We start from the raw sequence: 13,151 nt of genomic DNA, 5'->3' as shown, positions 1-13,151 counted from the left end.
AAGGAAGCCAGCTCCAAGAAAAAAACCTGTCTTTATAGACAGGTGCTAATCGCTTGTGAAGCAGGCCGGTATCGGCTGCCTTTATCTTGCTGCCCCTTCCTTTTGGCTGCGATAGGCCCAATGATTCGTCGGACCGCTCCCGCCTCCAATACCGAGCGCGTTCTCGATGGCCGCCTGGATGAATTCACGGGCCGTCCGCACGGCCTCGTTGACCGGGTTCCCTTTAGCCAGCTCAGCGGCGATCGCAGCCGAGAAGGTACATCCCGTTCCATGCGTATGACGCGTGTCAATCCGGCTTCCTTCCAGGGTCGAGAAGGATTTTCCGTCGAAAGTAAGATCAACCGCCTTGTCAGACGATTCGTCATGTCCGCCCTTGATCACAACCATCGCCGGACCGTAAGCCGCGATGCGGTAGGCCGCCTCGCAGCGTTCCTCCATCGACCGGATCGCCATCCCGGCGAGCACTTCCGCCTCCGGAATGTTCGGCGTGACGACAGCAGCCAGCGGCAGCAGCTTGTTCTTCAGCGCGTCAACAGCGTCCTGCTGCAGCAGCCGCGCGCCGCCTTTGGCGATCATAACCGGGTCGACCACCACGTTCCTCCAGCCAAAAGCGGCTATACGTCCTGCGACGGCCTCAATAATATCCGCGCTGAACAGCATACCGGTTTTGACCGCATCCACGCCGAGGTCGGTGCCCACAGCATCCATTTGTTCGGCTGCCGCAGCCGCAGGAAGCGGATATACACCTTGTACTCCGAGTGTGTTTTGAACGGTAATGGCAGTAATCGCGGACATACCGAATACGCCAAGCTCCTGGAACGTTTTAATATCCGCCTGAATGCCTGCCCCGCCGCCGCTGTCAGAACCGGCTACCGTCAAAGCTTTCGGGATGCTCATTGCACAAATCCCCTTCCTGCCGACTCCAGAAGAGCGGTAATGGTTCCTTCCTCCAGCGGGTGGCGGTCCATCACAGACAACGCGTCGAGGAAAGCGATTTGGAAGCTTCCCGGCCCCTCCATGCCTGCCCGCTCAAATGCCCGAACGGCCGCTTCACCGTAGTACGCCAAGGCGGCCGCGCCGGCGGACAGCAGATCGGGTTCGACCGCTCCAAAAGCGGCGATCACCGATGTCAGCAAGCAGCCGGTCCCCGTGACTTGGGTCAGCATCGGATGTCCGCCCCGGATCAGGTATCCCCTCGTTCCGTCGGTGATTACATCTTCTTGCCCGGTAATGGCGACGAGCGTCCCCAGACGATGTGCCGCCCGTGCCGCCAAGTCGGCGGGAGCGGACTCCCCGGACTCCCCTGCGTCGACGCCTTTTATCGCGCCGGATTCACCAATGAGATGGGCAACCTCCGCTGCGTTGCCCCGAACCAGTGACACACGGACCTCGCGCAAAATCCGCAGCGCAGCCTCCGTGCGAAATGCGGTTGCTCCCGCGCCGACGGGGTCCAGGAACACCGGAACGCCATGATCATTCGCCGATCGGCCGGCGCTGATCGCCGCTTCCACCAATTCGCTGCTCAGCGTTCCGAGATTCAGGACGACGGCTTGGGCGACCCGAGCCATATCGGCTACCTCCTCTTTGGCATAGGCCATTACCGGGGAGGCGCCAAGGGCAAGCAGGCCGTTGGCCGTAAAGTTGGTCACGACCACATTCGTCATGTTGTGAATGAGCGGACGCTGCTCTTTTATCCGTAAAGGAAGCTGGATGAGTCCGGACGGAAACATATCGGCGGTCATCGTCCCACCCCTTCCGCTGCAGCCAGGGAAACCGGCCAATCCTCAAGCGTAAACGCCATATCCCAGAACATGTACTCCAGCTGACAGCTGGTCAGAAAATGCTCCATCAGCCGTTTTTTTCTTGCGGGAGGCAGACCCTCCGCCCATTCGTCGAGCAGCCGCCGCAGCTCTACCGTCACGCCGCTTTCCCGGTCCCCGTAAAAGTGCATCCATTCATAAAACGGATGGGATTTCTCCGGCTGGACTTCCTCCAGCAGACGTTGGCCGATTTCCGTATAGGTCCACGGGCAAGGTAACAGCGCAGCTACAATATCCTCAAGTCCCCCTTCGTGGGCGACGTTCAGCATATGCCGGATGTAATGATTGGCCGATGGAGCCAGCGGATAGCCTTGCAATTCCTCATATGCAACACCGGCGACATCACAAAAGTTTTGGTGGGGATGCGTTTCGCTGTTCAAAATAAACGAGATCTGTTCGTTGAAAAGTGCGGTCGTCTGCCGGCAATCACATCGGGATATGGCAATGCCATAGATCCGGATGTAGGCGTTCAAGTATTCAAAATCCTGCTTCACATAGTGAATCAGCTGCTCCTTGGACAAGGTACCTTCCGCAATCCCCCGTACAAACGGATGTTTGAAGATCGCTTGATAAATAGGATCTGCCGCGTGTCTCAATTCTTCGGTAAACCGGGCCATGATCATGCACCTCCGTAAATTTTGACGAAAATCGCTTGTCGGGGCGCGGGGAAGCCAACACAAAAAAGCCGCCCCGAAATGGAGCGGCCGCTATTTGCAGTATCATCCTGAATGTATCTCATCAAGAAAGATGCGTATGTATAGGCCTGCTCCACTTCCCTCCGCCGGTATTAACCGGATCAGGTTCAAAGGGTCCAAGCGATCACTTGTCTCAGCTGCCTCCGCAGCTCCCCTAGTGGATTTTCGTATGATATTTTACAAGTTCATGATTAACTGTAGCTCCGTTTGCCGGTGTTGTCAAACAAAAAAAGCTGCTGGCGGGATACCGGGAAAAAGCTTGTCGATCGTTTAAGCGGATTTCCTGCCACCTTCAAGTGTTTATCTTTTCAACGCGTAAGAAAGGATCATCTCGACGATGACGACAGCCGCATAAATGACGGCGGCCGTTCGATAACCCGATCCGTACAGCGCAGCCGCGGCCAGTCCAAATACGATCAGCTGCAGCACAGCCCGGACGGGAAGCGTCACCGGGAAGGTCGCTTTCGGTGCGACATACATGCCCCAAAAAACAGCAACGACAACCGGCGAACCTATTCCTGCCACGATACGGATCCACAAGGCGGTATCCAGTTTAAATCCCCACAGGCAAAAGGCTGCCAGTGCGCACAGCTCCATTAGAAAAAAGATAAGGTCGATCACAATCATTGCCAAACCCTCCATTTTGGGCCGGTCAGGGCCTTTGGAATGAAGCCATTCTCAGTAAAATTATGCCGATCGTTTCTTGCCTCTCGCGGCGACTCTTCCTCTCTCACTCCGGCTTGTGAGCTTTCACAATTAAAAAATGCGGGTGATGCAGAATCCGCTGGTAGAAGTCGGCCGACTCCGGCAGCCGCTCCAGAAACTCGGGAACCGGCCTTGGTTCGACAACCCGGTCCAGTACAAACCAGCTTGACGTCATATTGACGATTTCCTGCAGGGGTCTACGGAAGAACGTCACTTCAACGCTGCCTGCCTCTTTCTTCGTCCACCTGTCTACAAGCAGCTCCCGTACAAAATAATCCGGTCTCTTAAAAACAGTAAAGTCCATAAACGGATGATGCACCGAAAACAATAACGTTCCTCCAGGCTTCAATACCCGCTGAAACTCACGGAACAAAGGATCCCAGTCTTCGATGTAATGCAGCGTTAGCGAACTGAGAATCAAGTCGAACTTATTAGCTCCGTATGGCAGCGGTTCATTTAGATCATGAATTTGAATCTCCGCTTGACTGCCGACTCTCCGTTTGGCCGCTTCCACCATATCGGGGCTGAAATCGATCGCCGATACCGATGCGCCCCGGGAAACGAACTTCTCGGTATACCATCCCGCGGCACAGCCTGCATCAAGGGCATGGAGGCCGGACATATCCGTTGGCAGCAGCTCCAGCATGGCCGGACGCTCGTAGTATGCGTTGGCCCCGCTGTCCGAATCGGTGTGCAGTTCATAGTCCTTGGCGAGCTTGGTATAAGCCTCGAGTACCCTCTCTTTCATGCAACCACCTCCGAAGACTCGCTATTTCTCCATCATATTATACCAACCAACAGAAAGGTTGGATATAAATAAACGAGCTTTATGTAAGCTGTGCAGAACTTAGTTGCGGCAGGATGCGTTATAAATGACAAGAACAAGTTTGAAGGCGGGGAATGTCTTTGTTAAAAAGCGTTTCTTTTTGGCTCACGTTATTTATGATCCTTACCTGCATACTGGATGCCTCCGGACAGGGTTTGGCCAACATCATACTGATCCGGCTAAATCCCTTGCTTGAAGCCTTGCTGCATGACCCAGTGTATTCGGGCTGGATGTCCGATAAACACGCTTTCGTAACGAACAGCTACTTTATCTCCTTACGGTTCCCGGCGTATCTTCTCTCCCTTGTCATGGCAGTCATCATCGGTGCGGCGGTTGATCTCCTCATTTACGGGATGAAGCGTGGATTGGCTCGCCGTGGCCAGAGTTCACATCATGATCCCTAAAATTCTGGTTGAATGCATAGCATCACGACTCCTCATTGCTCGTCCAGTAACGGTAAAAGGCTGCCTCTCGGCAGCCTTTTACGCTTGATTTATTGGCGTCCAACGGAATTCACGTCTCTGAAGGGCAATGCCTTCTGCTACAGGATGCTTGTCGTTCCGGCCCTTTTGGTTCATCTCCGCCTTAGCGCCTCCTGCTGCGAGCGGTATTCGAGCGGCGCAACGCCCTCCATTTCCTTAAAGACCTTGGTAAAATGCTTCACGTTCTCGAATCCGGCCCGCTCACTGATTTCGTACACTTTCAGGTCCGTGCTGCCGAGCAGCTCCTTGGCCTTACGGATCCGCAGCTTCCGCAAATAGCTGACAAACGTCTCCCCCGTATACTCCTTGAAAGCTTGGCTGAAATACGAATAATTCAATGAGACGTGATTGGAAACGACGGCCATATTCAAATTTTCATGAAAATGCTCCTCGATATAGACGATAGCCCGCTGAATCTCGCTCTGGTCAAAATGCATCGACCGCATCCGTTTCACATAATCGCTCAGCAGAAAGAGCAGGCTCTCCAAACTATGGAAATAATCATGAAAATGGTTGAAGTTGTACAGATTCCCCACCTGCTTGTGGAGTTTTAAAATGTCGACGGATTCCTCGCCATAGGTTTGAAACACCTGATCGAATACATGCTCGTTAAAAGCATGGCTGATCCCTTCCAGATACCCAATATCATACTGAAGAATCGTCCGGATATCGAAAATATGCTGCAGCAGCCGGCTCAGCTCGGCATCCCGATCCAATCCGAGCAGGTTGGCCGTCTTCCGGATGTCTTCCACCGGGATGCGGTAATCCGTCCGTTTGCGGGACAGTTCAGTGCTCCGAATGAGTCCCGGCATGTTTTGGAACAAAAAGTACTTCAACGCCCGGCCGGCCTGCTGGTAAGCTTTCTTCACCTCCCCTGCTCCCGCCATCCGTTCGCTGATGCCGGCCCGGATGGCGCTGGACGACTGCCGGATGATTTCTTCTCCCAGCCGGTTGAACGGAGCAGCGGTGTCGGTAAACATTACGAGTTTGCCGTCTTTGTCGTAAAAACGGATATAACGTTCACCCGGCCGCCAGCCGATCATCTGGTCCACATAAGCGGTGAATTCATCCCAGCCGGCTTCCCGGTAGCGTTCCGGGACGAGGACCAGCGCGGCGTATCCGCCCGCATCCAGCCAATCCAGTCCCGCCTGAACGACCACATCCCGAATGGCGCGCTCGTCCATGCCTTCCTGCAAAAACAGATACTGCAGCCGGCTCACCGCGTAATTTTCCTTCAGCGCCTTTGTTCCGCGCAGCTGATCGGCGATTTCCCCCTTGCGGATGCGCTCTTCGTCAAGACGCCGCAGCGTCCGGAACAGCTCGTCACGCACGATCGGCTTCAGCAAGTATTCCTTCACATTGCAGCGGATCGCCGCTTTGGCATACTGGAAGTCGTCATGCCCGCTTAGAATAACCAGATCCGGCCGCGCCTCCAGATCCTGTATACGGTTAATGAGCTCGATTCCGTCCATCACCGGCATGCGGATGTCGGTAATGACCAAGTCCATTTCCGTCTCGTCCATGACTTGAAGCGCCTGCTTCCCATTCGCGGCGAAGTACAGTGCGTAGTCGTCGCCGAACTCGCGGCGAATCATCGCTTTCAGGCCATCCCGGATATTTTTCTCATCATCAACGATTAGCAGATTGCACATGGGCAGGAACACCTCCCGCTAGAATTAAATAAGGCAACGTCATCGTGACTCGCGTAAAACTTCCTTCGGTGCTCTCCACCCGGATCCCGTGCGACTTCCCGTAAAACATAACGATACGCTGATCGACGTTCCGCAGTCCGATGCCGCTGCTTTCCCCGTCGTTCAGCTCCTTCCGCATTTGCTGATAGTCCGCGTCTTCCAGCCGGATCATCAGGTTGATCTTCTTCAGTTTGGATTCGGGAATCCCGTCGCCATTGTCACAGACCTCGATAATGATGCTGTCCCCCGATACATAAGCATGTATAGCGATTTCCAGCTTTTCGCCCTCGGAACGGGAACCCATCCCATGCTTAACGGCGTTTTCGACGATGGGCTGGAGCGACATCTTCAGCACTTCCTGTTCCATATGGACCGGCGGAACGTTAATGTTGAGCACCAGATTGTTGTCGTAGCGTATGTTCATGATGGCGATGTAGTTTTGGATATGCTCCAGTTCATCCCTCAGCCGCACATGGTTGCTGGTCCACTGCAGATTGTAGCGCATCATACGTCCGAGTGAAGTGAGCGCATCGGAAATCGTGTATTGGCCCTCAATTTCGGCGAGCATCTTTAAGTTTTCAAGAGTATTGTACAGAAAATGGGAGTCGATCTGGTTTTTGAGCGACTTCAGCTCCGCTTCCTTGGTTGCCGCCTGGCGGTTCACCGCCTCGACGATCAGCTCATTCATCCGTTTGAGCATCTGGCGGAAATGATGCGCCAATTCTCCGATCTCATCCATGCTCGTAATGTCAATTTCGAAATTAAAGTCGCCTTTGCGTACTTTTTTCATCGAATCGCGCAAAATGTTCAGCTTTTTCAAAATCAAGGAATGCAGGATATAGGACGTGGCCGACAGCAGGGCGATCAGAATAATCGTGGCAATGATAATCGTATTCCGCCGTTTGCTGACGTCCGACAAAGCGCTTTTAAGCGAAACGACGTTGAACAGATAGCTGTCCAGCGGCTCCATATCGCTCGGAATGCACAAATATGGCGTCCCGTTATAGGTAAAGGTAAACTCGTGGTCCGTCTTCTTGCCGTGCTTGGCGAACTCGGCCATGATCGTTTCGACGGGGAGCGTTTGCATCAGGCTCAGGGACGGGTTCGTAAACGCCTTGCCCTCCCGGTTCACCACGATCATTTGCGAGCTTGTATCCTGTACGCTGCTGAAGGTTTTCATAAAAAAGTTGTTCAGCTCCATTGTCACTTCTAGGATGCCGTTATGCTTATCGTTCGGATATTTGATCTCGCGCAGCAGCGTGACAAAATCGCCGACCTGGTCGCTGGCCACCGTGCTGTTCTTGATCACATCCTTATTCGTCGCGCTGATCTCCCACCAGACCAGTCCGTTGCGCCGAAGAACCGTCTGGTACCAGGGCTTGTTCTTGATTCGGGATTCTTTGAAAATAACCGGCCAAAACTCTCTCACGTTCGGGTTTTCCGAATACAGCCGGATGTTGGCGATGTTCGGATTGTTAAACAGATAGTACTGAAAGCTGGAGAACGTCTTCATCTTAAAATCGATCAAATCGGCCGTATCCAGCTCCTCCCGGCTCTGCAGATACTCATTGATCTCGCTGTTGGAGATGGCCAGCTGGGCCGTCCGTTCCATCACCTGCATGTTGTTGGCCACGTTCGTTTTCTCGATCTCCAGAATATATTGGTTTTTCTTGGTCAAATCTTTGATCGTATTCAGGTATACCCCGTTGAATAAATACCAGGAAACCAGGGTGATCGGGATCAAAATAATACAGATAAAAGATAGGATCAGCTTCAATTGAATCGGCATCCGTCCGATGGCGGTCGACAGCCTGGCCATTCGATTCCGGGCAAGTTTGATCATAGCCGCAAGCACCACCCAGCCCATTTATGGTAATAAGCCTGAAAATCCGCGAGCAAAAAATCGCGGATTCCAGGCCTGTGTCAGAAGGCGCTTATTTGTTGAGCGCTTCCAGTTTTTTAACGTTTTCTTCGTATGCCTTTTGGCGATACGCGTCAATTTTGTCCTGTTTGTTCTTGTTGCGGTCTTCGATGTAGTTGTTCCACATCTCGTCGAACTCGGCATCCGATTTGGCCAGCAGCAGCTTCGGCAGCAGTTTGCCCCAATTTCGTGCGTTTTTACTGCCGGCAATTCCCTCTTCGGATGTGCTCGGCGGATCCAGATTATCGAATTCGGACATGCTGATCGATTTGCCCTTCGTCCAGTCCGCCATCTGTTTCTGCGGATCGACGCCCGGCGGTGCCCACTGGAGGTTCATGTTCGTATCCATCAGCATCCAGTAGGTGTAGGACGCGCCGTATTTCTGGTCAAACGCGGTGCGGTCCGTATTCAGGAGCTTCACGACATCCGGCAGGAACTGGTCTTTACCGTCGATGTTGTCGTAGGTCACGCCCTTTTCACCGAGGAACAGGTCCTTGTTGCCTTCCTCGCTGATCAGGTAGGTCAGGAACTCGATCGCCCGCTTTTTGTCCTTCACGTCCTTGGAGATCAGGGTCAGCGTCCATCCGGAGATGCCAGGACCGGAAAGAGTCGGCGCGTCCTTCTTGGAGTTGGCCGGACCGTTGATCGCGATGTACGCAGAATTCGGGTCCTTCTGGTACAGCGACATGTTCTGTGCATCAAAGTCGGAGCGCTGGTACAGCATCGCGAAGTAGCGGCCCTGTGCGATTTTTTCCTCCATTTGCGGACGCTTGTCGATGAAGATGTCCTTCGAGAGCAGTCCCATTTCGTTGGCTTTGCGGAACGTCTTCAGCCATGAGATGTATTCGGGATCCAAGCGTCGGTCGTACAGCTTGCCGTCCTTCTGCTGCGGGATCGCCAGGAAGTTCTGGAGATAGCCTTCGAGCGAATAGTTGCCGGTCTCGCTGAATTCATGCAGCCCGAGCGGAATAAGCGGCTGGCCGTTCACTTCCGGGAACTTCTCCTTCGCCAGCTTGAGCGCGTTCAGGAACCCTTCCGGCGTGCTCATATCCGGGCTGCCAATGGCTTCATACATGTCCTTGCGAACCTCGAACGTTTGGTTTGACGTGAAGTTCGAGCCGTACTTTTTGTAATCTTCAGGAGAGGACGACGCGTTCGGATAACCGTAGATGTTCCCGTCCGGCTGCGTGTACCATCCCAGCTTAGCAGGGTCGGCTACTTTGAAGAAGTAAGGATCGTATTGATCGGCGAGTTCGTTCAGCGGAAGCACGAGCTTGCCCTCGATCATCTTCTTGACGGCTTCCTCGCTCCAGCCGAGCGTGATGAAATCCGGCAGCTTGCCGGAGGCGATCATGGTGTTCAGCTTCTCGTTTTCATTACCCGCCGGAACGATAAAGTTGATGCTGACGCCCGTCTTCTTGGTGACATATTCGGCAGTCGCGTCGCCGCCCCATTTTTTATTGAACCACGAAAAGTTCATGTACCAATCAAACGTGATTGGTGCGTTGTCCGACTTCCAGCCCGGCTCATCCGGATTCGGTTTGGCTTCCCCGCCGCCCGTGGACGACGTGTTCTTCGCATCCGTGCTTCCGCTTGTCGCGGCAGTGCTGCCGCCGTTTGTCTCGCTCTTGCCGCCGGAGCAGCCCGCAAGGGACAGCGCCATCGTGAACACGACGGTCAGAGCGATCATGGAAGTCATGAGTCTGCGCGATTTGCTCATGGATTCTAACCCCTTTTCTTTCGTTAATCTATTAACACTCCCGCCAGGCGGGACTGATAACCATAGATAAACCCGGATTCCCGGTTACTCCTTGATCGATCCGATCATGAAGCCTTTTACAAAATACTTTTGCAGGAACGGGTACACGAAGACGATCGGCGCGGTGGTAACGACCATGGTAGCCAGCTTCAGCGATTGGCTCGTCACCGACACCGCCATGCCGCTTGGCATGGATGCCAGCATCTGGTTGGAGCTTGACTGCGCAACGACGCGGTACAAATACGTCTGTATCGGCTGCAGTTTCGTATCATTAATGAAGATCATCCCGGTAAAGTAATCGTTCCATTGGTACACCCCGTGAAAGAGAGCGATTGTCGCCACCACCGGCATGGATACCGGAATGATGACTTTGTAGAAAATTTTAAAATCGTTCGCCCCGTCGATCTTCGCCGCTTCTTCCAATCCCGGGGGAATCTCCCGGAAAAACGACAGGAAGATGATCAGGTCGAAGAAACTGAACGCAGCAGGTATGATGTATACCAGAAAATTGTCCAGCAGATGCAAATCCCGGATCAGCAGGTAATACGGAATGAGGCCCCCGCCGAAGAACATCGTCACCGTGCCGATGAACATGTACAGCTTGCGTCCGACAAGCTCCCTTCGGGAAAAGGCATACGCCACCATCGCGGTAAAAAACACGTGAACCGGGGTACCGATCAGCGTCTTGGCCACCGTGACCCCCATAGCGGTCATGATGCCTTCGCTGCGGAATACGGCCTGGAAGCTGTCCAGGCTGAACTGCCGCGGCCACCAGTAAATGCCGCCCCGCATCGCGTCCGCCCCGTCATTAAATGCGTTCACGATGACATACCAGATCGGATACAGCGTGACGAAGCAGACGATCAGCATCAGCACGGAGTTGAATATTTCAAAGATCGCGCTCGAAGCGCTTTGGCGTTTGAATGAATACACGAAGAGTCACCGCCGTCCCATCAGAATAAGGAAGTATTGTTAAGCCGTTTCGTAATGCTGTTGGCTCCAAGCAGCAGCGCGAGAGCGATCACGTTTTTGATCAGTCCGACCGCGGCCGCGTAGGAGTACCGGCTCTCTGCCAGACCAACGTTGTATACGTAGACGTCTATGACGTTGCTTGACGTTTCGTTCAGCGAGTTGCGCAGCACGAGAATCTGGTCGAAGTTGGAGTTCAGGATGCCGCTGACGGCCAGAATGAACAAAATGGAAATCGTGCCTTTGATCGAAGGAAGCGTAATGTTCCACATTTTTTGCATCCGGCCCGCCCCATCGATCGTAGCCGCCTCATACAGCTCCGGAGATACGCTCGAAATCGCCGCCAGGTAAATGATCGCCGACCAGCCGATCTCCTTCCAGATGTCGGAAGTGACGACGATGGACCAGAAGTATTTGGGCTCGGCCAAGTATGTAATCGGCTGATCGATCAGGTGAAGCGCCATCAGCACCTTGTTGACGATGCCCACATCCGCCAGCCAGGTGGCGAGGATGCCGCCCAGAATGACCCAGGACAAAAAGTGAGGCAGGTAAGAAATCGTCTGAATCCACTTTTTGAACACGATCGAACGGATTTCGTTCAGCAGGAGTGCGAACAGGATAGGCAGCGGAAACCCGATCACCAGCTTCAGGAGGCTCATCCCGAGCGTATTTTTGATCACGTATCCGAGACTGTCGTCCTCCAAGAATTCCTTAAAATGATCCAATCCGACCCACGGAGCCGAAGAGATCGAGTGAATAATGTCGAACTCTTTAAAAGCAATAATGACCCCGTACATCGGGATATAATTGAAAACAATCATCCAGGCGACGCCCAGCAGAGCCATAATCTGCAGATAGCGTTGGCCCACAATTTTCCGCCACAGCTTCCTCTCTTTCGCCTTCTCGGCGGCAGGTTCCCACTCGGCTTCGATACCGGCCCTTGCGTTCATGTTCTGAAAAGCACCCCGTTTCTGAAATCTCTTATGTAAGCCCTTTCAGGTACTAATTATAGGCGGCGGTTCCTATGAAAAATAGTCTTCAAATTTTAGTTAAGGTTTCTAAATTTCAGGTGGCATCCGGTGGTGAAGACAGAAAAAAGCCCCGAATCCGACAGAAGGTGCCGGAACCGAGGCTTCTAAACCTTAGTTTCTAATGTAGAGCGTTACAAGTTTTCATTGATTTATTTGACGACGTTGGATAACACGTCATCGATGATTTGCGTATTGGCGATCGTTCCCGAGTACAGCCAGCTGGAATGATCGTCAAACTCATACACATGACCTTCCTTGACAGCCGGGATGTTGGCCCATACCGGATCCTTCAGCAGCTCATCCTTCGATACGCCGCGGCTGTTGACGATAAACAGGTAATCGGCGTCCATTTGCGCGAATTTTTCCAGCGAAACCTGGTTCCAGCTCGCCGTGCCGGTTTTGGACAGTTCTTCTACCAATTTAGGCTTCGCGAGTCCCAAATCATCATACAGCACCGAGCCGCTGGACAAATGGTCGCTTGACACGTAGATGTCTTTGCCCGTCACCCAAAGTGCCGCTGCCGTGTGCGTGCCGACGGCCTTCTGAAGCTGCTCCTTCGCATCCGCAGCCTTTTTATCATAAGCTTGAACGGCCTCCTCCGCTTCCTTGCTCTTACCGAGAACTTCGCCGACCGCCTTCAGTTCTTCGCGCCAATTGTTGCTCTTCTCTTTACCTACGACGTAGGTCGGAGCGATCTTGGAGTACTGCTCGTACTTGTCGTCCGTCGCCATGTCCGCACTGCTCAGAATGATCAGATCCGGCGTAAAGCTCATGACGGCTTCATAGGGAAGGTCGTAAGAGATTTCCGGAATGCCGTTCAGCTGATCCTGCAGGTAATACTGCACGGAACCCTTGCCAGTCGACCACTGGGCAACCGGTTTGACGCCAAGCGTCAGCAGATGATCTTCCAAATAGGATGCGATGATCCTCTTCGGATTCGCTGGCACTTTCACTTCGTGGCCGAGCGCGTCCGTCAGTACACGTTCCTGCTTGGTATCCGCGGTACTGTTACCTCCTGCCGCTGCCCCCGAATCCGTTGTATTCGAATTGCCGGCTTTATCGCCGCAGGCGCTGGCCAATACGGTAAAGCTCATCAGCAGCGCGAGCAGTAGTGATCCTTTAAGTTTGAGTTTCATGATAGTATGTCCCCTCCACTGGTTCATCTATATAGAATGAACTAAAGAAATGCAAAACTTTAGTTCATTCTATCTAGGCTAGAGTCTCATTATTTGTACGAAAACCTATATGTACA

Annotated in this window: 12 protein-coding genes and 1 riboswitch; of the genes, 1 reads left to right on the top strand and 11 read right to left on the bottom strand. The window is 53.2% G+C overall.

From position 1 onward, the window contains the following. Window positions 1–81: 81 nt before the first annotated feature. From thiD to ABID47_RS16110, 5 genes are all read right to left on the bottom strand, one after another. The gene (thiD, locus tag ABID47_RS16130) at window positions 82–897 is read right to left on the bottom strand and encodes a bifunctional hydroxymethylpyrimidine kinase/phosphomethylpyrimidine kinase (protein WP_354498134.1); all 816 of its coding nucleotides are present in this window, start codon (window positions 895–897) and stop codon (window positions 82–84) included. Further along, window positions 894–1,742: a hydroxyethylthiazole kinase gene (gene thiM, locus ABID47_RS16125; RefSeq protein WP_435530631.1), complete on the bottom strand. Its 849-nt coding sequence runs from the start codon at window positions 1,740–1,742 to the stop codon at window positions 894–896. Before thiM ends, thiD begins: the two co-directional genes overlap by 4 nt. Then, entirely contained in the window at window positions 1,739–2,437 is a 699-nt protein-coding gene (tenA, locus tag ABID47_RS16120; RefSeq protein ID WP_354498133.1) for a thiaminase II, read from the bottom strand. Before tenA ends, thiM begins: the two co-directional genes overlap by 4 nt. Window positions 2,438–2,576: 139 nt before the next feature. Further along, window positions 2,577–2,681: riboswitch (TPP riboswitch) on the bottom strand. Between the two features lie 134 nt (window positions 2,682–2,815). Beyond that, on the bottom strand, window positions 2,816–3,142 hold the full coding sequence (locus ABID47_RS16115; RefSeq protein WP_145020736.1) for a YrdB family protein: 327 nt from the start codon (window positions 3,140–3,142) through the stop codon (window positions 2,816–2,818). A gap of 103 nt (window positions 3,143–3,245) precedes the next feature. Next, window positions 3,246–3,968: a class I SAM-dependent methyltransferase gene (locus ABID47_RS16110; RefSeq protein ID WP_354498132.1), complete on the bottom strand. Its 723-nt coding sequence runs from the start codon at window positions 3,966–3,968 to the stop codon at window positions 3,246–3,248. A gap of 152 nt (window positions 3,969–4,120) precedes the next feature. Between ABID47_RS16110 and ABID47_RS16105 the strand changes: the two genes are divergently transcribed. Beyond that, on the top strand, window positions 4,121–4,450 hold the full coding sequence (locus ABID47_RS16105; protein WP_354498130.1) for a hypothetical protein: 330 nt from the start codon (window positions 4,121–4,123) through the stop codon (window positions 4,448–4,450). A 170-nt stretch (window positions 4,451–4,620) separates the two neighbouring features. Here ABID47_RS16105 and ABID47_RS16100 read toward each other — a convergent pair whose 3' ends face one another. The 6 genes from ABID47_RS16100 to ABID47_RS16075 form a co-directional block, all read right to left on the bottom strand. Next, window positions 4,621–6,180, bottom strand: coding sequence for a response regulator transcription factor (locus ABID47_RS16100; protein ID WP_354498128.1), 1,560 nt, complete (start codon window positions 6,178–6,180; stop codon window positions 4,621–4,623). After that, a complete protein-coding gene (locus tag ABID47_RS16095; protein ID WP_354498126.1) occupies window positions 6,158–8,062 on the bottom strand; it encodes a cache domain-containing sensor histidine kinase in 1,905 nt (634 codons plus the stop codon). The genes ABID47_RS16100 and ABID47_RS16095 overlap by 23 nt, the downstream gene beginning before the upstream one ends. Before the next feature lie 91 nt (window positions 8,063–8,153). Then, window positions 8,154–9,860 carry a type 2 periplasmic-binding domain-containing protein gene (locus ABID47_RS16090; protein WP_116230880.1) on the bottom strand — a complete coding sequence of 569 codons (1,707 nt, stop codon included), beginning with the start codon at window positions 9,858–9,860 and terminating at the stop codon, window positions 8,154–8,156. Between the two features lie 84 nt (window positions 9,861–9,944). Beyond that, complete coding sequence (locus ABID47_RS16085; protein ID WP_435530638.1) at window positions 9,945–10,769, bottom strand: carbohydrate ABC transporter permease; 825 nt, start codon at window positions 10,767–10,769, stop codon at window positions 9,945–9,947. An 83-nt stretch (window positions 10,770–10,852) separates the two neighbouring features. After that, window positions 10,853–11,818: an ABC transporter permease gene (locus ABID47_RS16080; RefSeq protein ID WP_105443321.1), complete on the bottom strand. Its 966-nt coding sequence runs from the start codon at window positions 11,816–11,818 to the stop codon at window positions 10,853–10,855. Window positions 11,819–12,048: 230 nt separating this feature from the next. After that, entirely contained in the window at window positions 12,049–13,035 is a 987-nt protein-coding gene (locus ABID47_RS16075) for an iron-hydroxamate ABC transporter substrate-binding protein (protein WP_354498122.1), read from the bottom strand. Window positions 13,036–13,151 lie beyond the last annotated feature (116 nt).

The organism is Paenibacillus favisporus (genome assembly GCF_040545415.1).
Lineage (GTDB): Bacteria > Bacillota > Bacilli > Paenibacillales > Paenibacillaceae > Paenibacillus_AQ > Paenibacillus_AQ favisporus.
Note: the sequence above shows the minus strand (reverse complement) of the source record. Positions and strands in the feature narration are given on the sequence as shown.

Excerpts from the sequence above, each read along its gene's own strand:
- tenA (WP_354498133.1), bottom strand. The coding sequence starts at position 2,437 with ATGGCCCGGTTTACCGAAGAATTGAGACACGCGGCAGATCCTATTTAT.
- ABID47_RS16085 (WP_435530638.1), bottom strand. The coding sequence starts at position 10,769 with ATGCTGATCGTCTGCTTCGTCACGCTGTATCCGATCTGGTATGTCATC.
- ABID47_RS16110 (WP_354498132.1), bottom strand. The coding sequence starts at position 3,968 with ATGAAAGAGAGGGTACTCGAGGCTTATACCAAGCTCGCCAAGGACTAT.
- ABID47_RS16090 (WP_116230880.1), bottom strand. The coding sequence starts at position 9,860 with ATGAGCAAATCGCGCAGACTCATGACTTCCATGATCGCTCTGACCGTC.
- thiM (WP_435530631.1), bottom strand. The coding sequence starts at position 1,742 with ATGACCGCCGATATGTTTCCGTCCGGACTCATCCAGCTTCCTTTACGG.
- thiD (WP_354498134.1), bottom strand. The coding sequence starts at position 897 with ATGAGCATCCCGAAAGCTTTGACGGTAGCCGGTTCTGACAGCGGCGGC.
- ABID47_RS16095 (WP_354498126.1), bottom strand. The coding sequence starts at position 8,062 with ATGATCAAACTTGCCCGGAATCGAATGGCCAGGCTGTCGACCGCCATC.
- ABID47_RS16105 (WP_354498130.1), top strand. The coding sequence starts at position 4,121 with ATGTCTTTGTTAAAAAGCGTTTCTTTTTGGCTCACGTTATTTATGATC.
- ABID47_RS16080 (WP_105443321.1), bottom strand. The coding sequence starts at position 11,818 with ATGAACGCAAGGGCCGGTATCGAAGCCGAGTGGGAACCTGCCGCCGAG.
- ABID47_RS16075 (WP_354498122.1), bottom strand. The coding sequence starts at position 13,035 with ATGAAACTCAAACTTAAAGGATCACTACTGCTCGCGCTGCTGATGAGC.
- ABID47_RS16115 (WP_145020736.1), bottom strand. The coding sequence starts at position 3,142 with ATGATTGTGATCGACCTTATCTTTTTTCTAATGGAGCTGTGCGCACTG.
- ABID47_RS16100 (WP_354498128.1), bottom strand. The coding sequence starts at position 6,180 with ATGTGCAATCTGCTAATCGTTGATGATGAGAAAAATATCCGGGATGGC.